This is a genomic window from Panacibacter ginsenosidivorans (assembly GCF_007971225.1).
Taxonomy (GTDB): Bacteria; Bacteroidota; Bacteroidia; order Chitinophagales; family Chitinophagaceae; genus Panacibacter; species Panacibacter ginsenosidivorans.
Genome location: NZ_CP042435.1, coordinates 1,652,238 through 1,672,500, shown reverse-complemented (window position 1 = coordinate 1,672,500; position 20,263 = coordinate 1,652,238). Strand labels below are relative to the sequence as shown.

17 protein-coding genes and 2 rRNA genes (1 of these 19 running past the window's edge) are annotated in these 20,263 nt (G+C 37.8%); 6 read left to right on the top strand and 13 right to left on the bottom strand.

All coding sequences use genetic code 11. From position 1 onward, the window contains the following. Positions 1-1,316 (top strand): 23S ribosomal RNA (locus FRZ67_RS06935) (it extends 1,477 nt beyond the left edge of the window). 71 nt (positions 1,317-1,387) lie between these two features. After that, positions 1,388-1,499: ribosomal RNA gene (rrf, locus tag FRZ67_RS06930) — 5S ribosomal RNA — on the top strand. 514 nt (positions 1,500-2,013) lie between these two features. Here the strand turns inward: rrf and FRZ67_RS23375 are convergent. The 5 genes from FRZ67_RS23375 to FRZ67_RS06910 form a co-directional block, all read right to left on the bottom strand. Continuing rightward, complete coding sequence (locus FRZ67_RS23375; protein ID WP_158638325.1) at positions 2,014-2,172, bottom strand: hypothetical protein; 159 nt, start codon at positions 2,170-2,172, stop codon at positions 2,014-2,016. A gap of 70 nt (positions 2,173-2,242) precedes the next feature. Next, on the bottom strand, positions 2,243-2,788 hold the full coding sequence (locus FRZ67_RS06925; protein ID WP_147188839.1) for an inorganic diphosphatase: 546 nt from the start codon (positions 2,786-2,788) through the stop codon (positions 2,243-2,245). A gap of 171 nt (positions 2,789-2,959) precedes the next feature. Then, positions 2,960-3,346, bottom strand: coding sequence for a fluoride efflux transporter CrcB (gene crcB, locus FRZ67_RS06920; RefSeq protein ID WP_225975534.1), 387 nt, complete (start codon positions 3,344-3,346; stop codon positions 2,960-2,962). A gap of 12 nt (positions 3,347-3,358) precedes the next feature. Beyond that, positions 3,359-3,769 carry a hypothetical protein gene (locus FRZ67_RS06915; protein WP_147188838.1) on the bottom strand — a complete coding sequence of 137 codons (411 nt, stop codon included), beginning with the start codon at positions 3,767-3,769 and terminating at the stop codon, positions 3,359-3,361. A gap of 181 nt (positions 3,770-3,950) precedes the next feature. Continuing rightward, on the bottom strand, positions 3,951-4,934 hold the full coding sequence (locus tag FRZ67_RS06910; RefSeq protein WP_147188837.1) for a PhoH family protein: 984 nt from the start codon (positions 4,932-4,934) through the stop codon (positions 3,951-3,953). Positions 4,935-5,306: 372 nt separating this feature from the next. Between FRZ67_RS06910 and FRZ67_RS06905 the strand changes: the two genes are divergently transcribed. After that, on the top strand, positions 5,307-6,686 hold the full coding sequence (locus FRZ67_RS06905) for a UDP-N-acetylmuramate--L-alanine ligase (RefSeq protein WP_147188836.1): 1,380 nt from the start codon (positions 5,307-5,309) through the stop codon (positions 6,684-6,686). A 55-nt stretch (positions 6,687-6,741) separates the two neighbouring features. Here FRZ67_RS06905 and FRZ67_RS06900 read toward each other — a convergent pair whose 3' ends face one another. Then, the gene (locus FRZ67_RS06900; protein ID WP_147188835.1) at positions 6,742-8,562 is read right to left on the bottom strand and encodes a T9SS type A sorting domain-containing protein; all 1,821 of its coding nucleotides are present in this window, start codon (positions 8,560-8,562) and stop codon (positions 6,742-6,744) included. A 271-nt stretch (positions 8,563-8,833) separates the two neighbouring features. Continuing rightward, positions 8,834-10,240, bottom strand: a complete 1,407-nt coding sequence (gene mgtE / locus FRZ67_RS06895; RefSeq protein WP_192903902.1) for a magnesium transporter — start codon at positions 10,238-10,240, stop codon at positions 8,834-8,836. A 206-nt stretch (positions 10,241-10,446) separates the two neighbouring features. Between mgtE and FRZ67_RS06890 the strand changes: the two genes are divergently transcribed. Then, positions 10,447-10,830, top strand: a complete 384-nt coding sequence (locus tag FRZ67_RS06890) for an SET domain-containing protein (RefSeq protein ID WP_147188834.1) — start codon at positions 10,447-10,449, stop codon at positions 10,828-10,830. Between the two features lie 79 nt (positions 10,831-10,909). On the opposite strand, the gene FRZ67_RS06885 is transcribed toward FRZ67_RS06890, so the two are convergent. The 6 genes from FRZ67_RS06885 to FRZ67_RS06860 form a co-directional block, all read right to left on the bottom strand. Continuing rightward, the gene (locus FRZ67_RS06885) at positions 10,910-12,199 is read right to left on the bottom strand and encodes a TolC family protein (protein ID WP_147188833.1); all 1,290 of its coding nucleotides are present in this window, start codon (positions 12,197-12,199) and stop codon (positions 10,910-10,912) included. Between the two features lie 141 nt (positions 12,200-12,340). Next, on the bottom strand, positions 12,341-13,921 hold the full coding sequence (locus tag FRZ67_RS06880) for a DHA2 family efflux MFS transporter permease subunit (RefSeq protein ID WP_147188832.1): 1,581 nt from the start codon (positions 13,919-13,921) through the stop codon (positions 12,341-12,343). Between the two features lie 6 nt (positions 13,922-13,927). Continuing rightward, complete coding sequence (locus FRZ67_RS06875; RefSeq protein WP_147188831.1) at positions 13,928-14,977, bottom strand: HlyD family secretion protein; 1,050 nt, start codon at positions 14,975-14,977, stop codon at positions 13,928-13,930. A 23-nt stretch (positions 14,978-15,000) separates the two neighbouring features. Next, the gene (locus FRZ67_RS06870) at positions 15,001-15,618 is read right to left on the bottom strand and encodes a TetR/AcrR family transcriptional regulator (protein WP_147188830.1); all 618 of its coding nucleotides are present in this window, start codon (positions 15,616-15,618) and stop codon (positions 15,001-15,003) included. Between the two features lie 378 nt (positions 15,619-15,996). Further along, on the bottom strand, positions 15,997-16,314 hold the full coding sequence (trxA, locus tag FRZ67_RS06865) for a thioredoxin (protein WP_147188829.1): 318 nt from the start codon (positions 16,312-16,314) through the stop codon (positions 15,997-15,999). A 139-nt stretch (positions 16,315-16,453) separates the two neighbouring features. After that, complete coding sequence (locus tag FRZ67_RS06860) at positions 16,454-16,906, bottom strand: response regulator (RefSeq protein WP_147188828.1); 453 nt, start codon at positions 16,904-16,906, stop codon at positions 16,454-16,456. A gap of 158 nt (positions 16,907-17,064) precedes the next feature. On the opposite strand from FRZ67_RS06860, the gene FRZ67_RS06855 reads away from it, so the two are divergent. Both FRZ67_RS06855 and FRZ67_RS06850 read left to right on the top strand, forming a co-directional pair. Continuing rightward, entirely contained in the window at positions 17,065-17,817 is a 753-nt protein-coding gene (locus tag FRZ67_RS06855; RefSeq protein WP_147188827.1) for a hypothetical protein, read from the top strand. Positions 17,818-18,065: 248 nt separating this feature from the next. Next, positions 18,066-20,258, top strand: coding sequence for a sensor histidine kinase (locus FRZ67_RS06850; protein WP_158638324.1), 2,193 nt, complete (start codon positions 18,066-18,068; stop codon positions 20,256-20,258). Positions 20,259-20,263 lie beyond the last annotated feature (5 nt).

Below are 20,263 nucleotides of genomic sequence, written 5' to 3'. Positions count from 1 at the left end.
TAGCTGAGCCGAGCCTTCGGGCAAAGCGTAGTGGTGAAAGTTCTTCCAAGAAAAGCGAGCATAGCGGCCAGTACCGCAAACCGACACAGGTAGACGGGATGAGTATTCTAAGGCGCTCGGGTGAGCCGTGGAAAAGGAACTAGGCAAATTGACGCTGTAACTTCGGGATAAAGCGTACCACAGTGATGTGGTCTCAGTAAATTGGTTCAACCAACTGTTTAACAAAAACACAGGGCCCTGCAAAATCGAAAGATGACGTATAGAGCCTGATACCTGCCCGGTGCTGGAAGGTTAAGGAAGGATGTTCGGCGCAAGCCAAAGCTTCTGACTGAAGCCCCAGTAAACGGCGGCCGTAACTATAACGGTCCTAAGGTAGCGAAATTCCTTGTCGGGTAAGTTCCGACCTGCACGAATGGTCTAATGAGTTGAACACTGTCTCTTCCACGAGCCCGGTGAAATTGTAGTATCGGTGAAGATGCCGGTTACCCGCCACGGGACGGAAAGACCCCGTGAACCTTCACTACAACTTTGCATTGATTTTGAGCAACAAATGTGTAGGATAGTTGGGAGACTTTGAAGCAGTGTCGCCAGGCATTGTGGAGTCAACGTTGAAATACCAACCTTTTGTTGCTTAGAACCTAACCCCTTGCGGGGGACATTGCATGGTGGGTAGTTTGACTGGGGTGGTCGCCTCCTAAAAAGTAACGGAGGCTCGCAAAGGTACCCTCAGTACGGTTGGTAATCGTACATAGAGCGTATTAGTATAAGGGTGCTTGACTGTGAGGCAAACACGCCGAGCAGGAGCGAAAGCTGGCTAAAGTGATCCGGTGATTCTGCATGGAAGGGTCATCGCTCAAAGGATAAAAGGTACTCCGGGGATAACAGGCTGATCTTACCCAAGAGCTCATATCGACGGTAAGGTTTGGCACCTCGATGTCGGTTCGTCACATCCTGGGGCTGGAGAAGGTCCCAAGGGTTCGGCTGTTCGCCGATTAAAGTGGCACGTGAACTGGGTTCAGAACGTCGCAAGACAGTTCGGTCCCTATCTGTGGTGGGCGCAAGTAAATTGAGTGGACATGCTCTTAGTACGAGAGGACCGGAGCGTACGTACCGCTGGTGTATCTGTTGTGGTGCCAACTGCAATGCAGAGTAGCTATGTACGGCCAGGATAAACGCTGAAAGCATCTAAGCGTGAAACCTTCCACAAGATGAGTTTACTTTTAAGGGTCGTCAAAGACTATGACGTTGATAGGCTACAGGTGTAAATGTGGTAACACGTTAGCCGAGTAGTACTAATTGCCCGTAAGCTTTAATTTTATTTTTGATACCTGATTAGAAAGCAATCCCAATATGTAAATTATTATACCGTAAAAACCGGTAACCTCTTTATGGTGGTTATTCCGGGGGTGTTCACCTCTTCCCATTCCGAACAGAGTAGTTAAGTCCCCCATGGCCGATGGTACTGCACAACAATGTGGGAGAGTAGGTAGCCGCCATTCTTATTGAGCCTCGTAGTTTTCTACGGGGCTTTTTTATTTTTTCCCATTAGGTCAGGGTTCCTTTAAGAAACAAAATCACCTTCATCCGTAATAATAAGTCTTTCTGTGAAACAATGCATCTTCCTGTTAAGTAAAAGCATTTTACTGAATAGTAATTGACTCTTTCACTGAAACAAAGGCATGTTGCGGTAAAACAAAGGCATCTTGCAGTAAAGCAAAAGGTCCTTACAATAAAACAATTTCAGCTTACAATGAAACAATGATATGTTGCTGTAAAACAATTGCATCTTACTATTGAGCAATGTGCTCTTACCTTGATGCAAAAGCTCCCTGCACTAAAGCGAAAGCATTTTTCCTTAATAACAATGACATATTTCTAAGCTGCAAAGCACTAAAATAAAAAAGACTGAATATTTCAGTCTTTTTTATTTTATCTGCTCAGTAAAGATTAGAATGTACAAGAGTGCGACGCAACGGACGCTAAATAGTAATGGTAGGCCTGGCTAAAAAAAATCTAGATAATATTCATTGCGAGTGAGAATTGTGTGCAAACGCCTGGCAATGCTAACCAGAAAAAAGGCCTTGCACCTGGCATTACAAGCATTGTAATTATAAGGGCAAGCCATAAAAAGAAATATATCCAATATTTTCCTGCTGATCTTTTAGCTTCCATGTATTTGAAATTTTGGTAAAAATAATACTTGATTAATTACAGCGTAATTTCTTTGGTGTATTTTTTTGAACTAAGTCTTACTAAACTTCTCTCTATAAGCTTTAATTGCCTCTTCAATAATCTGCATAGCTTGTGCTTTGTCGCCAAATTCTTCTACACTAACGGATTTATTCTCGAGTGTTTTATACTCTTCAAAGAAATGCCTTAACTCATTAAAGAAATGTTTTGGTAATTCTTCAATATTATTCCAATGGTTTACACCCGGGTCGTTAGCTGCAACTGCGATAATCTTATCATCTGCATCTCCACCATCGATCATCTGCATTACGCCTATTACTTTTGCTTCTACAATGCACAATGGCCTTATACCCTGGCTTGAAATAACTAATATATCCAAAGGATCTTTATCATCGCCATAAGTTTGCGGAATAAAACCGTAGTTGGTAGGGTAGTGGAAAGAAGAATAGATAACCCTGTCTAATCTCAAGAGCCCTGTTGGCTTATCTATTTCATATTTAGATCTTGAACCCTGGGAAATTTCAATTACTGCATTTACTGTTCTTGGAGATTGCTCGCCATAATGAACACCATGCCATGGATGTAAAACCGTCATCATAATGTTGGGTAGTGTTTTTGGTTTTTAAATGTTTTTTCTTTTCATGCAGAAGCTTTGGTTAGAGAGCAACTATTTTATAAAAAATATTGCATTTAAAACAGAACGCAAATGTACGGTCAAAATTTTATTAAGGCCGAGAAAGCTATGAGGCAAATCATTGTTTGAAAAATATTATAGCCATTTTACCAGGTAAATACCTGCGAAAACACCTACAATTCCAAGTATTACGCTTGTTCCGATGTATAAAAAAGGCGTAGAGTAATTACCAGCCTTTAGCAGGAATACATTTTCGTAAGCAAATGTTGAGAATGTTGTAAAACCTCCGCAGAAACCGGTGGTTAGTGCTATTCGCCATTCCGGTGTAAGTATATTATGTTTCTCGCTAATTGAATAAAACAAGCCTATTAAAAAGCAACCGAATAAATTAACGATGAATGTACCAATAGGAAATATACCTGGATATAATCTTAGTAACCATGTTTGCATTCCATACCTGGCCACACCTCCAAAACCACTTCCAGCAAAAACAATGATCATTGCTTTAAGAGAACTATTCATGTAGTTTAAAAATTATAGGTTACCGTCAAAAGTATATTTAAAATCGACGAGCCAACTTTCTTTGTGTAAGATGACTTTTACTTTTCGCCCAATCTTATCATAGGAGTTCTGGAAGTTTATAATATGTGTTGTATCATTTAAAACGGCATCTTCAAAAATGGTAATTGAAGCATCGTGGTATTCTTTTTTCTCCTCTTCGGATTTTGTGGTGTAACTATTTTTTTGCTTAAGCAATAAGTCGTTGTTGCGGGGATCCTGCACCATGTAAAAAGAAGCCTTATCAAAATCTCCTTTGAGTGTGGCATCAATAAATTCGCGACCAGCATCTAATGCATTTTCGGCTTTAACGTAATTAGTACCGTTGCCGCAGCTGCTTAACACGAATACAAAAAGAAAAGCAATGCAGTATTTTATGCGTAGCATATTTGAATAAGTTATGAGTCAAAATTACGGTTAGCTGATAAAATGTTTTTATAAAAGTTGATAAAGCTTACTACAGTACAAGTGAGTGACACAAGGGACGATGCCATGAAAGACAAATGGCCGCCAATAATAAAAATAAAAAAGGCAGCAAACGCTGCCTTTTAATAAACTTTATTGCTGATTAATGCCGGTGATAAGAAGGCTCTCCATCTCTTTCCTTTTCTTTTTCATACGCCTTGATAATAGCCTTTACAAGTTTATGACGTACCACATCTTCTTCATCAAGTTCTATATGCGCTATGCCATCTATGTTTTGCAATATACGTGAGGCTTTTTCCAAACCGCTACGTTGGTTGCGGGGCAAATCGATCTGAGTTGGGTCACCAGTGATGATTGCTTTTGCATTGGCACCAATACGTGTTAAAAACATTTTTAATTGCAGGTCGTTTGCATTTTGTGCTTCATCAAGTATAATAAATGCATTATCCAATGTACGTCCGCGCATGTATGCAAGTGGTGCAATTTCTATGGTACGTGTGCTCATGTAATAACCCAGTTTATCGGCCGGTATCATATCATCGAGCGCATCATACAATGGGCGTAGATAAGGATCAATTTTTTCTTTAAGATCACCAGGCAAAAAACCAAGGCTCTCACCAGCTTCTACTGCAGGCCTTGTAAGAATGATCTTTTTGATGATCTTGTTTTTCAGCGCTCTTACCGCAAGTGCAACAGCAGTATAGGTTTTACCTGTACCGGCAGGACCAATGGCGAATACGATATCATTTTTGTCGCTTGCAGTAACCATACGTTTCTGGTTGGCAGTTCTTGCACGAACTGTTTTGCCGTTAGGTCCAAAAACCAGTATGTCGTTAGGATTACGCTCTTTAAAATTATCAATCGTTTCGGCATCGTCGCCGCCAAGTATTTGCTCAAAGTAATTTTCGCTCAGGTCGCCATTACGTTCCATGTATTGAATGATAAGATCAATTTTTTCACGGGCCGTTTCGATTTGCTCGGGAGCGCCACTCAATTTTATCTGCGTACCACGCGAAAGAATTTTCAGTAAAGGAAACTTTCTTTTAAGGAGGTCAAGCTTTCTGTTGTTTACACCAAAGAACTCAATTGGGTTTACAGATTCGAGGTTAATAATTGTTTCAGTCAATGGTTTTTCAATTTAAGTTTTTCAAATTTTTTTCGACGCACTGCTTACTTTCTGTCATTTCAAATTTAATTTATTATCATTGAATCTCAAGTGTTATTATTATACACACAATGTGGATATAAAGTTCGTTTATTTACCTGTAAATATTTGTGAAGATTATATGAAGATTAGTGTTACCAAACATTAGTACATGCATTAAACTTGTGTTGCGTCGCACACTTGTACTTCCTGAACAATAAAAGCTGTTATTCGTAAATCGCTATTTAAAGAACCTAACACTTGCGCTTCTTATTCTGCCACGCTCTATTGTAATTGATGTTTTCAAACGCAGTCATACATGGATTTACGTTTTCTTTCAAATATATTCGCACCATGATTAATTCAATCACAGATTTTAAAAATGTATTCTTTATAGGTATTGCAGGCACGGGAATGAGCGCCATAGCTCAATATCTTGCCGGGGCTGGTTACAACGTAAGTGGTAGCGACCGCTATTTTCAACCTGGTGAAAAAAATGATACGAAAGAAAAACTGGAAGCAGAAGGAATACGATGTTTTTTACAAGATGGATCTGGCATAACAGAAGCAACAGAACTGGTTGTGGTATCTACTGCAATAGAAGATACAGTCTTAGAAGTGCAGAAAGCAAAGCAACTGAACATACCTATTATTAAACGTTCCGCATTACTGGCATTAATAGCAAAGAGTAAAAAAACAATTGCTGTAGGGGGTACATCGGGTAAAAGCACAACAACCGGTATGTTATTTCAAATACTGGAGTATGCGGGATTGCAACCTTCAATTATAAGTGGTGCAGGATTGGTGCATATAATAAAAGAAGGAAAGATCGGGAATGCAAAAAAAGACGATGGAGACTGGCTGGTAATTGAAGCAGATGAAAGTGATGGCTCAATAATAGCATATGAACCAGAAATAGGGCTGTTGCTAAACATAGATAAAGATCACAAAGAGATTGATGAACTGATGAAAGTATTTGAGGTATTTAGGAATAATACAGAGGGACTATTCATAGTTAATCAATCGCATGGTTTAGCAAAGCGATTATCAAAAGACAGTAAGCATGATTTTTCTATTGATGAAAATTCAGGTGCAGGCTTCATCGCAAAAAACTTTAAGCAAGAGGGACTACGCATTTCTTTTACAATAAATGATGTGCCATTTTCTTTGAACCAGGTTGGCAAGCACAGCATGGAAAATGCTTTGGCTGCGACAACTGTAGCTAATCAAATTGGTGTTGACCTTTCTGTTTGTGCAGCAGCCTTACATCAATATGAAGGTATTTACCGGAGACACCAGGTATTCGGTAACAAGCATGGTGTTTGGCTTATTGATGATTATGCGCATAACCCTGCTAAATGCGCTGCATCTATACAGGCATGTCAATATATTGCGCCAAAAGTTATTGCTTGGTTTCAGCCACATGGCTATGCACCTACAAGATTCCTGCACAAAGATTTTGTTGAAGAGATTGCAACCGTATTAAGACCTGCAGATGAGATATGGATGAGTGAAATTTTTTATGCAGGAGGCACTGCTACAAAAGATATTTCTGCCCGCGATCTTATTAATGATCTTAAGTCGATGAACAAAGCTGCATTCTTTGCAGACAACAGAAATACTTTTTTGGAGGAAGTCCGTTCTCATTTTACAGATGATTGTGTACTACTGTTGATGGGAGCGAGAGATCCTTCTCTTGAACAATTTGCAAAAAAGGTATGGGCTGAACTATAATAAAATAAAAGCCGCCGATAAATAACGGCGGCTTTTCAATAAACAATATGGGGGCTTACTTTATTATCTTGATGATCTGTGAGCCATCTGTATTTTCTAATCTTACAAAATAAGTTCCTTGTTTTAAAGCTGTAGCGTTTAATTCTCTCTGTGAAATACCTTCATCAACAGAAATAACGTTTCTTAAAATAGTACGTCCCTGCATGTCAGTGACTGTTACATTAAAAGTGGTTTTTACTTTACTGTTAATGTTCAAAACGATCCTGTCTTTTACAGGATTGGGATACACGGCAATGTCTGTAAGTTTATTATTCGAAGAAATCAAAATCGGGCTGTAAGTAAATTTCCCATCTGCATCCACGATCTTAAGCCTGTAGTAGTTGGTACCATTTAATGGTTTTATATCTGCAAACTGGTAGTTGTTTTGCGTTTGTTTATTCGCTGCCAATACTTTGCCAATAGCTGCGAAAGATGTATTATTTATACCTCTCTGAACTTCGAAATATGAAGTATTAATTTCCTGGGCTGTAGACCATGATAGAAGGTTGGAATTGCCATTTTTAGCAAGTGTGAAACGAATAAGATTAAGTGGCAATATAATTTCTGAACATGCAGTATCAACTGTTGCTGGATTTACCCAGGAAACTCTGGAGAAAGTAGCAACAGGTTCTGTAAGCGGAGAAAGTGTAGTAGAAGTAATTGTTGAAGACGTAAAAGTATAATCTGCAACCGTAAAAGATGCAGCATTATCAGTGCAGTTTTGAAGGCTGGTATCCAAATTGGAAACACTTATATAATTTGTACCTGCAGAAGCATCCCACCCACTAAGCGTGTATTCTGTTCCCATAGGCTTGCTTAAAAAATTAAACGTTGATCCTGTTGTTGTTTTCAAATTCTTGGCAGCCAATAAGCCTCCTGTTGTGTTATCAAGTCTTAAAACATTTATCTCGTTAGGAGAGCCACTTACAACTGTTGCAAGAATAAAGTTGCCTGAAGATAATTGAACAAGATCATTTACATCAACACCGCCTGAACCTGCAATAGACTTTGACCATTTTATATTACCCTTTTTATCAAGTTTAAAAGCCAGTGCGTCAGTACTTCTTGATGCAGCTATAGTGAGTTCTTTATTCTTTGATTCACTAATATCCATTCTGAATGCTGTAAGGTCTTCGTTGATGAGCTTTGTCCAAGTTGGAACACCAAGTGAATCTACTTTCATTACAAAAGAATTGGTGCCAGCCGTACCGATAATTGCAAAACCTTTTGCTGTTGTACTTAATACTTGAGTTTCGTAAGTATCATAGCCGGTAAGCTGATACACTTTATTTAACAAAATGGTTCCGTTTTTTGCTATTTGGGTTGTCCAGCAATAAGACGCACCACCAGAACCTGCATCTGACTTTCCGGCCACAAAAACATTTCCCATGTTATCTTCAGAAACACTATAAGCAGAAGTAAGTGCCTGACCCTTTAAAAATTTTTGCCAAAGCAATGTGCCACTGCTATTCAGCTTTAATACAAAAGCTGCCGTACTTGAAGCGCCATCAGCATATGAACCAACTAAAACAAAGCCCCCATCTTTAGATTGAATAAGAGCGTAAGGAATGGGTGTATTTGCAATAGTTAAGCCAAATGACCACTGAGTTGTGGAAGTTTTATCCATCTTGATAAAGAAAATGTTATTGGTGCTACCGGCATTGTAAAGCCCGCAAAAAATAAATCCACTATCTGCAGTTTGTTTTACGATGTAAGGCGCACCTCCGCTCCAGGCAAGCGGTAACTTTTTTAAGGAAATGTTGTTTTGATAAAAGGTCTGGGCATTAATAACTGTAACAGCAAAGATTAGCAGCAGCAATACGTAGATTTTTTTCATTGCAAAAATTTTAAAAGGATCAAAAGTTTTTTTAGGAAAGATAAGTACTATAATAATTAAAAATAATTTTTATTGGAAAATTCGGTGTACTAATAAGACATTGGTAATTGAATGTGTAGAACTTATGCTACAATTATACATCCTTGGATATTAGACACTGCAAATGAAAACAATCGTCAACATTAAATATTGGTTTGAATGTACAAGAGTGCGACGCAACAGGCGATGCCATAGAAGACAAGTGCCGGGCTCAAAAAGTTTTGGCAACACACTACAGTAAAATACCCTTCAGGAAGATAAACGCAACACTAAAATAAATAACAAGACCGGTAACATCTACAAGTGTTGCAACGAATGGTGCCGAAGAAGCTGCAGGGTCCGCTCCTAATTTTTTTAAAATGATGGGCAACATGGAACCACTTAATGTTCCCCAAAGCACTACTCCTATTAAAGAGAAGCCAACTGAAAAGCCCACCAGCAGCCAGTGTGGGCCATAGAGATCCTGTATTACGCCATGCTGCATCAGGAAGTGCCACAGACATATGCGCAGGAATCCTATGCTGCCTAAAATACTGCCAAGTGTAAGACCACTTAATAATTCGCGGCGCAAAACACGCCACCAATCTGAAAGCGATACTTCACCTACAGCCATTGCCTGTATAATTAATGTAGATGCCTGCGAGCCACTGTTACCGCCACTGCTCATGATAAGTGGTACAAAAATGGAAAGCACAATTGCTTTTGCAAGCTCATCGCTGAAGTATGCCATGGCTGTTGCTGTAAGCATTTCACCAATGAACAAAACGATGAGCCAGCCTACACGTTTTTTTATGAGTTTAAAAAAAGGTGTTTCAAGATAAGGTTCTTCCAATGCTTCCGTACCACCCATCTTCTGCATGTCTTCGCTAAACTCTTCGTTAGCTACCCACAACATATCATCTATGGTTACAATACCTAGCAGGATGTTATTGTCATCTGTAACCGGCAAAGCCACACGGTTATTCATTTTAAATACCTGGCTTGCATGCTCCTGGTCATCGTTTACATTTAATGCCACTACCCGCCCATCAAGCAGTTCGCCCATTTTTTTATCCGTTGCAGCAATAATAATGTCGCGTAATTTCACGTCATCAACCAGTTCGCCTTTTTCGTTAATGATATAGATCACATCAACGGTCTCACTGCTCTTGGCAACTTTTCTTATTACAGATAACGCCTCATCTACTGTGTTGTGTTCATACACATAAACATAATCAGGTGTCATCAATCGTCCTACACTATCTTCCGGGTAACCTAAAAGCGACAGCGTTATTTTTCTTTCTTCCGGGTCAATCAATTTTATAAGATCACGAATTACTTCTTTGGGTAATTCTTCCAAAAAATCTGTGCGGTCATCGGCGGGTAATTCATTTAAAAGTTCTGCAGTTTTAAAGGGGGGCAGTTCTTTTACTATACGTCGTTGTTCTGTAATATCAAGTATCTTAAACACACTGGCAGCTCGGTGTATAGCCATGTTGGCAATTATCTGTGCTTCATAATCCGGATATTCATTAATGAGTTCTGCCACATCGCTGATGTTCTGGTCATTCAAAAACTCAGCAATGGCCAGTTTATCGCCGCGTTGTATCAGTTGTTCAAACTGCTCGGCCAAAGGCAATTCTTCTATTTCAAAACTCATACGTGCAAATTAACAAATGATGTTGTGAAACAGGTTTTGTATAACTATTAATTTTTTATGTACCCGGCAAAACCTTTCTGTTAAACTTTCGTTGCGTCGCATTCTTGTACAAATGGTGCTTGTTTCATCAGATAAAACAAGATAAACGAAATTATTACAGCCTGTAAAATTTCTTAGTTTCGCAAAGCATCATTATCTTTCGCTGTATGATGTCACCTTATTTAGTTGTTGCACCTTCTGATAAAAGAGGGCGTGGTGTTTTTACTTCTAAAAGCATTCCTTCCAATACCATTATTGAGATATCTCCTGTGCTGGTGATAAGTGCTTCAGAGCGCGCCATTATAGAAAAAACAAAATTGTTCAGCTACATTTTTGAGTGGGGTAAAACAAGAAAGCAGGGATGTTTTGCATTAGGATATGTATCGTTGTATAATCATGCTTATCAATCTAACTGCGAGTATGAAATGGATTTTGAACACAGGCTTGTAACGATACGCACAGTACGCAAAATTAAAAAAGGTGAAGAGTTATTTATTAATTACAACGCACACCCTAATGATAATACGGCAGTGTGGTTTGATGCAACATAATTTATGGCGCAAAGACGGAGTAACAGAGAAAGCATCTATATGATATTTCTCTGCGTCTTTGTATTTCTGTTGTTAAACATTACCAATATTGATAGCCAAGTAATCTTGCTAATTCCACTTTAGCTAAACATAACTGGTACTCATATTGTAATCTTGTAAATTCTGCACGCTGCCTGTTGGTGCTTGCATTGGTAATTTCAAGATTAGTACCCACACCGTTTTGGTAACGGCTGGTAGCAAGGTCTTCAGCAGCTTTTGCCTGGCCTATTTGGCCGGCAGTGTTCTTAATTCTTTCCATGTTGCTGTTAAGATCTGTAAGGGCCTGTTGAATATCTTTTTTGAAAGCATTATCAAGTGTTGCTACTGATAATTCATTTTGTTTTACGATTGTCTCTGCAAGCTTTGTTTGCCGTTTTGTTTTGCCACCATCATAAATGGGTATTTTTAATGTTGCACCTGCCGCATAGTTGAATCTTATTTCATTAACATTGGGCACATAGCCATTCTTTAAACCGGCATTGGCGCCAAGGCTTACGGAAGGTTTATCATTTGATTTAATTACTGCAAGATCTGATTGCGCCTGTTGTATCTTGTCTTTTGCCAATACATATTCCAGGTTGTTTGTTTGTGCATCATTCATGGCAGACAGCGCATCTTTTAGTGTTACATCAAAATCGAATGCGGTTCCTGTGGCAGTTATATTACCTGTAGTGTAAGACAATAGGTTAAGTTGTTTCTGCAGGCTGTTTTGCAGATCAACTTTCCTGTTTTCTTCTGCATCAATACTAGATTGTACGTTCAAAAGATCTATACGTATTGCATCTCCGTTTCTTAGTTTACTATCAATGATCCTTTTGTTCTCATTTAAGTAAGCCAATACGCTATCCTCTATTTGTATGGCTCTTTGAAAATAAATAATATTATAATAAATGATAGCAACCTGGTTTGCCAGCTGGCTTTTTGCGTAATCAACATTATGCTGTGCATATTTAAGATCTGTTTTTGCTTTTTCTACATTGGCTTTTATTCTGCCGAAATCAAACAACAAATAATTAGCTCCTGCATTTGCATTAACATTATGTACCGGTGCAAACTGGAAATCTTTTACTTCACCATTTATTGGAAATGGTAATGTTATTTTAGGCTGCACAAAGTTGTAGCTTATGGTTCCTTCAACAGTTGGCATATTGGTTTGAGCAATCTCCAGTTTTTCCTGTGCAGTGCTTATTCCATTCTCTGCTTCTTTAATTTTTGGAAAATAACTGAATGACTGATTAATGAGTGTTTTGAGCTGGTTGTTTGTTTGTACCTGTGCATGTAGTGCGGCAGCAGATATTGTCAATAAGGTTATGAAGAAAATCTTTTTCATATTTATTTTGGTTGATCTTTTATTTATTTAAAGTTCATGGAAAAAATTATACTGTTGAACTGTTGCTTAATGATGTGAACGTATAAGTGTGCGACGCAACGAAAGCTAAATATATGTACTGCTGGTTGGCTCATAAATAAATTAATGTGCTTCTGCAACAGCTGCTTTTGCCGCTGCAAGATCTAGTGGTGATTTTTTCTTTACTCTTAAAAATGCTACCAATGGAATAACAGCTATAAAAAAAACAGTTATCAATCTGAAAGTATCTAAATAAGAAAGATAGTATGCCTGTTTGTCTGCAGCTGCATTGATGATGGTGTATGCTTTTGTAACAGCACTTGCAGAGTCGCTTCCACCTGCTATGAAACCATGTGTTAATGTAGCAACGCGACCGGAGAGCTGAGCACTGCCTTCTGCAAGATTCGATATCATATCAGTTTTATGCTGTGCATAATGCTGTGCAACGTAATTGTTGGCAATGGCTATACCAAAAGCGCCACCTAATTGTCTTGTCATGTTGTTTAATGAAATGCCTGCCGCATAGTCTTTTGGTTGCAAGCCGGCAACGGCCTGGTTAATGAGCGGTAATTGAACAAGGCTTAAGCAAAGAGCACGTAATGCCAGCGGAAAAAAGAAATCCCAGCGGTTTACATCAGGGCTAACTTTTGCACTGTACCAGCAATAAGCTGCAAAGAAAATAAAGCCTGTTACTACAAATGGAATTGGAGAATACCCCTTACTCATTGTTTTTCCAATGATGGGCATCATGATGACAGTGATCATTGTAGGCGCAAGTAATGTTAAACCAGTTTCGTAAGGGGTATAACCTAAAACGCGTTGCGCTAAAACAGGAAAGACAAAGACAGATGTATATAATCCGAAGCCCACTACAAAAGTGAATATGGTTGTAAATGCAAGGTTGCGGTTATTGAGTACACGTAGGTTTACCGCAGGTTTTTTGATTGATAATTCATACCATATAAAACTTACCAAACCAACGAAAGCAAGTATGGCGCAGATTCTTATAGTGTTGCTGCTGAACCAGTCTTCTGCTTCCCCTCTTTCGAGTACATATTGTAAACATCCAATTCCTACGATCAATAGAAGTATTCCATTGTAATCAATGTGCATTCCTTTTTTGTGTTTGCCTTCCCCTTCTTTTTTGTCAATGAATGAAAAGGCAAGCATAGTTGCTATAATGCCAATAGGAATATTTATCATAAAGATCAAGGGCCATTGGTAATTATCCATAATATACCCGCCAAGCGTTGGCCCTAATGTTGGCCCGAGCACAAGGCCCATACCAAACAAACCAGATGCTACAGGTCTGTCTTCTGGTTTAAAGGCATCAAATAAAATAGCCTGAGATGTGGATAATAAAGCACCACCACCCACACCTTGTATAAACCGCCACATAACAAGTTCTATCAATGTTGTTGAGTCTCCACACATGTAAGAAGCAATGGTGAAGATGATCATGGAAGCGATGTAATAATTCTTTCTTCCAAAATATTCTGCCAGAAAACCTGTAAGCGGTATGATGATTACATTGGCAATGGCATAAGCCGTAATAACCCAGCTTATATCTTCGATGCTTACACCAAGGCTGCCACTCATATCAGTAAGCGCTACATTTACAATGGAGGTATCAATTAACTCCATAATGGCAGCGGATACCGTTGTAATAACGATAATAAATTTAGCTAAACCTTTCGCGGCCATGACGCTTTATTTTGTATTAATAGTAATCTCTGCACTGAGGCCTGCCCTCAATATTTCTTTGTATTTGGTAATGTCATTAATGGCGATCTTTACCGGTACGCGCTGCGTAACCTTTACAAAGTTGCCACTTGCATTATCAGGAGGAAGTAAAGAAAATTTTGCACCTGTTGCATCGCTAAGGCTTTCGATTGTGCCGGTTAGCTTTAAATCAGTATATGCATCTAAAGCAATTTCAACCGGCATACCGGGATGAAATTTTTTGATCTGTGTTTCTTTGAAGTTTGCAACGATCCAATATGTGCTGTCATTTACAATAGAGAATAATGGTGTTCCGGCCTGAACATATTGACCTGCCGTTACATTTTTCTTTCCAAGTTTGCCAGATTGTGGCGCATATACTTTAGAGTAGGATATCTTTAATTTTTGTTGCTCTATAGCTGCCCGCTTTATCTCTAATGCAGCTTGTGCTTTTTGTATAGATGCACTTAAGACGGATAATCTGCTATCTGCCGCGGTAAGATCACTTCCGCTGTTGTTAACCTGCTGGTTGGCTACTTCCATTGCATAACGGCTGTCATCTAACTGTTTTTTGGTAATAGCCTGGTCTGCAAAAAGTTTTTGATTACGCTCATAATCTTCTTTGGCCTGTTGTTGTTTTACTTCGTTTAAAGTAATATTCCCTTTATTCACTCTTAGTGAAACCTGTGCATTGTTCAATGCAGCTTTTGCATTAAGTATATCGGCTTCTGCCGCTTTATAATCAGCCTGCATTTGTAATAATTGTACCTGTAACTCATCATCATCAATTGTTGCTACAAGCTGACCTGTTTTTACAGAGTCATAATCCTGTACGGTAATTTCTTTTATATAGCCTGAGATGCGTGGTAATACTGGTGCAATCTGTGTTTCTACCTGTGCATTGTCTGTTGTTTCATGCGCCATCGCAAAAGAGATTTTTGAATAAGCAATTATGCCCCCGGTAATCAGCACAACTGCCAGTACAATAATGCGAATAATTGATCCTTTTTTTTTCTGTGATAATTCCTGTTGTTCCATAATTTCTAAGTATTGTGTAGTGGTTAGTTTTTCAATAAGTATGTGTGTAAAAGATCTTTTAAATGATCGATAAGTCTTTTTTTGAATTTCGGATCCTCATAAGGAATATAGTCTGGATTTTTGTCTAATAGTTTATTGCACATTTTCTTTGATAACAAAACCTGGTTGAATGTTCCGAAGAGCGATGCAATTAAAAGTGGCGGATCTATTTTTCTAAACACTCCTTTTCTTATACCTGTTTCAATAATATTTTTAATAGCGACCGCATTGGGTGATACTATATTTATAATGCTGTCCTGAAGACTCTCCCGCTGATGAAGCAGTAATTCTTGGTGAATAACGCGGTGAAAAAGTCTGTTGTTAAACATCTTGTTTACATAGCTTTCTATTATACGGTCAAGTTTTTCTATTTCAGTTAATGAATTATCTTTTGATAATTCCTCTATAATTCCCTTCAGATAAGCAGCCTTGTGCTGAACCATTGCTTCAAACAATTTTTCTTTCGATCCAAAATAATAATTCACCATGGCTACATTTACTTCTGCTCTGGCTGCAAGGTCTCTTATAGAGGTACCTTCAAAACCTTTCTCTGCAAAAAGCTCCACCGCATGGTTAATAATATGTTCTTTTTTGTCTGTCATAATTAATCGGTTTCAAGAATCCGCTGTAAAGTTTAAACAAATGTTTAAATTAAACAAACGTTTAATTAACTTTTTTTAAAAAATTTAATTTGTATGACAATTGAGTGAATAATGAATAGTACGAAGCCAGGCTTTATATTAGTATGGCATCGCCTCTTGCGTCGCACTCTTGTACTATTTTTTCCCTGATGAGCAGGAAGAATTATTATATGTGGATATCATTTGTCACTCAGTTAAAAAACTGTATTAAGTGTTCCATAAAGAATAAAGCGCCGCAATGTGCGACGCAACAGAGCCTCATTAATGATCCACAGGTGGGTAAATAGCAAAAAAAAGCAGGCTGTAAAGCCTGCTCTTAATGAGTGAGATACTTTTAGCTTATATGTGAGACTGTATCTTTTTTTCGATGATTGACCTTGGCACTGCACCAATCTGTTTGTCTACAACCTTTCCACCTTTAATGAAAAGTATTGCGGGTATAGAAGTAATGCCATAGTTAATACTTACGTTGGGGTTATGGTCAACATTAAGCTTACCAATATTAACCTTTCCATTATATTCTTTGGATAGTTCTTCAATTACAGGACCAATCGCACGGCAGGGACCACACCACTCAGCCCAGAAATCTATCACGGTTAATTTATCACTGTCCAAAACCGAAGTCTGGAAATTTGCATCTGTGAATTCTAAAGCCATAATTTTATTTTTTATGATTAATGATTTACTGTTTGTAAAGTGCAAATTTAAATCCAAAACAAATAACAGGTTTATTTGACATGCACTTTTAGTGTTTAGACGAACAAGTGGTGGAAAACTGACAGTGGGGCAGTAAAAATCAGGACAACAGGTTCTGCCTTGCTAAAAACTCTAATTTATCATTGGCATCAAGAAGTTTATGAGTTAATTCATAGTTCTCTTTTCGTAATTTATAAACTTCATACGCTTTATCTACAAAAATTCTTATATCATTTTCATTCCATGGTTTGGTAAGATATTTGTAAACTTGTCCACGGTTAATAGCATCAATAACCGCATTTATGTCTGTGTAGCCAGTAATAAGAATGCGAATAGGGGAGGGAAAGGATTCAAGAATTGATTCAAAAAACTCGATGCCTGACATACCTGGCATACGCTGATCACTAAGGATAACATGTATTTCGATTTTTTCCAGAATCTTTCTTCCTTCTTCTGCTGATTCTGCGGTAAATACGCAGAACTCTCTTCTGAAAGAGGCTTTGAAGGAAAGAAGATTGTGTGGTTCATCATCTATATATAATACATTAATCATATTGGAGGGGTAAATATTTTACGATATTTATGCAAATTAAAGTAACCATTGCTATTTTATATACTATCTAACGATAAATTTGTTCATATTTTGTGTATAATTGCGATTATTTTAAATTTTATTTTGTTGTAGCCAAAAACTGAGCACACCTTCAATCGATGGAAACTGAATTGAGAATAAGAGCATTCCGGGCAACAGATGATTTTGAGACCTGTCTTAAGTTTTATGAAGGACATAAGAAGGTATTGGAAAATCACGGCATATACAAAGTAACCTCCTCTACTGCAGAATGGATACAAAGCAGTTCAGTTTTCCTGATTGTTGTGGAGACTCTTGATGGAAGCAAGCTTTACGGAGGTGCACGCATCCATGCTGCCGATGGCTCGATGCTTTTGCCTATCGAACAAGCTACTTCAAAACTTGATCCTACTATACTTGATTATGTACGTTATTACAGTATGAACGGAACCGGTGAGTTATGTGGCTTGTGGAATTCTGTTGAGGTTGCAGGTTTGGGTATTGGAAGTCTATTTCCTTCAAGAGCTGCGGTTGTAATTGCCGAACAGATTGGCATGAGTTCGCTTTTTTCGCTTTGTTCACCAGCTACTGTAAGGTTCAATCAATGGATAGGAAGCCGCGTGTTTACGGAAGTAGGTAACAATGGTACTTTTTATTACCCAAAACTCGACCTGCTGGCTACGGCAGTTTTTCTTGATGATGTAGGTGAACTTTCAAAAGCGCATCCAAGAGAAAGGCAAAAAATGCTTTACCTGCGGCAAAATCCTGCATCCTCCATGGCAGAAACCTCGCCTTTTAAAAAGAATATCAGTGTAAATGTACATTATAATTTAAGCCTGCCTAACACTGATGTCAATGAATTTAAGATGCGATATTATAACAGGGCTTCTTAGAGTAGTTTTGTTTCTGTGCCTTTTCCTTATAATAATTCTTTTATCTTTTTTTAAAACCAACAGCTCGGTTTAAATACTAAAATTATAATACATTGCGTGTTATGCATATAAATGTATGGCTACATTAGTTAGATTGTTGAAAAATAATTACACACTGCAAACGAAATAGGGTTGTAAAAAATAAAATCCAATTAATTGGCAATTTGATTTTGATGCCTTTACCTTTAAAAACCATTCAATTTTTTTTGATGAACGAAATAAGGTCAATAACCAAAACGCTGAAAGTTGTTCTAATTACTTTCGCTTTTATTAATTGCTCACTCTATTCTTACGCTTTCAATAAAAATAAAATTTTCGTTGCAACGACTGCTTCGAATTCAACTCCTATCGGTAAATATCTTTATTTGTTGGTTGATAAAGAATCCCGCTTCAATGAATCTAACATAACAAATGATGATACAGCATTTAAGCTTCAAAAAAAGGACATACCTAAAATGGATGTTAAGGATGGAACAAGCTGGCTTAATTTTTCAGTTTTAAATGCTACACAACACCAGGATCTTTTCCTTGACATACAGTATTCTAATATTTCTGAAATTTCACTTTATAGAAAGATTGATAATAAACTTGTACTAATTCAGCGTGCAGGAAATAGCATTAAGCCAGAGTTACAAGCGCAAAAAAGAGCATTTGCATTTAGACTTAGACTACCGCCTTCGGATACAGGAATCTATTACCTGAAAATTAAAAGTTATCATCCCCTGTTTTTACCAATGTTCATTAAAGACACAACATCTCTCGATGAATCAATAAATTCAGGCAACCTTATTTTCGGGCTTTATTTTGGTATTATTTTATCCTTATTACTTTATAACATATTCCTGCTTATTTCAACCAAAGATCTTAGCTATCTTTTTTATGTAATTTATTTATTCTTCCTGGGTTTTGCACAGGTTACCGTTTCCGGTTACGGGTACACTTATTTCTGGCCTTCCCATCCTGATGTAAACAGGTATATGTTGCTGCTCACTTCATGTACCGCAGGTATTACGGGTATACTCTTTGCAATTTTCTTCCTGCGTATAGCGTATTATTACAAGACCTTTGTTTTTCTTTTTTCAATTGTTATTTTTCTTTTTTTTGTTGCAATTATAGCCACCATTTCCGGCAATAATCAATTAGGGTATAAGGTTATAGATTATGCACAACTTGCAGGTGGTGTGCTACTTATTTTAATTTCTTTCCTCATAGGAAGAAAAGGGTATAAACCTGCCTATTTTTATCTTATTGCCTGGACAGCATTCCTTGCAGGGGTTATTGTAATTTCATTACGCAATATTGGTATTGTACCTTATACAACATTTAGTACATATGTATTATACCTTGGATCTGCAATTGAGGCTATATTTCTATCGACTGCTTTGGCCGACAGGATAAATTCTTTGCGAAAAGAAAAGCAGGAATCGCAGGTTTATGCACTTAAAATATCAAGGGAGAATGAAACACTTATTAAAGAACAGAATGTTGTACTTGAACAAAAAGTTACAGAACGTACAAACGAATTGGTTAGTACTAATATGCAGCTTAACCATACCCTTGCTGAACTTAAGGACGCACAAACGCAATTGGTGGAAGCAGAGAAAATGGCCTCTCTTGGTCAGCTTACTGCTGGAATTGCACACGAAATAAATAATCCTATCAACTTTGTTAAATCAAATATCAAACCTTTAAATCTTGATATTGATGATGTTTTTGAAGTAGTAGCCATGTACAGAAAATTGCACAATGCTAACAAAGAAATCATTCCCTCATTATTGCAGGAAGTAGACAGGAAACAGGAAGAGATAGATATGGAATTTGTCAAAAAAGAAATAAGGCAATTAATAAAAGGCATAGAAGAAGGGGCAGAACGCACTGCAGAAATTGTAAGAGGTCTGCGAACATTTAGCCGTCTGGATGAAGGTGAATTAAAAGTGGCTAATGTGCATGAAGGCCTAAATTCCACACTGGTATTATTACGCAACAGTATGCCTGGTTATCTTCGTGTAGAAAAACAGTTTAATGCCAAAGGTGATATTGAATGTTTTCCGGGAAAACTGAATCAGGTTTTCATGAACATAATTAATAACGCCATTCAGGCCATAGACGAAAAGCAGGTAAAGCAAGAGCAAGAATGGATATTAATATCTACTGTGGATGTTCCAGGAAATAAGATGCAGGTTCGTATAAAAGATAGCGGTATAGGAATGAACGAACAGGTAAAGCATAAAATATTTGAGCCCTTCTTCACCACAAAATCTGTGGGAGTAGGCACCGGCCTTGGTATGGCCATTGTATTTAAAATAATAGAAGAACACCATGGTAAAATTGAAGTGGAATCCGAACCTGGAAAAGGAGCTGAATTTATTTTAACTTTACCGTACATTCACCCGGTTACTTAAAACAA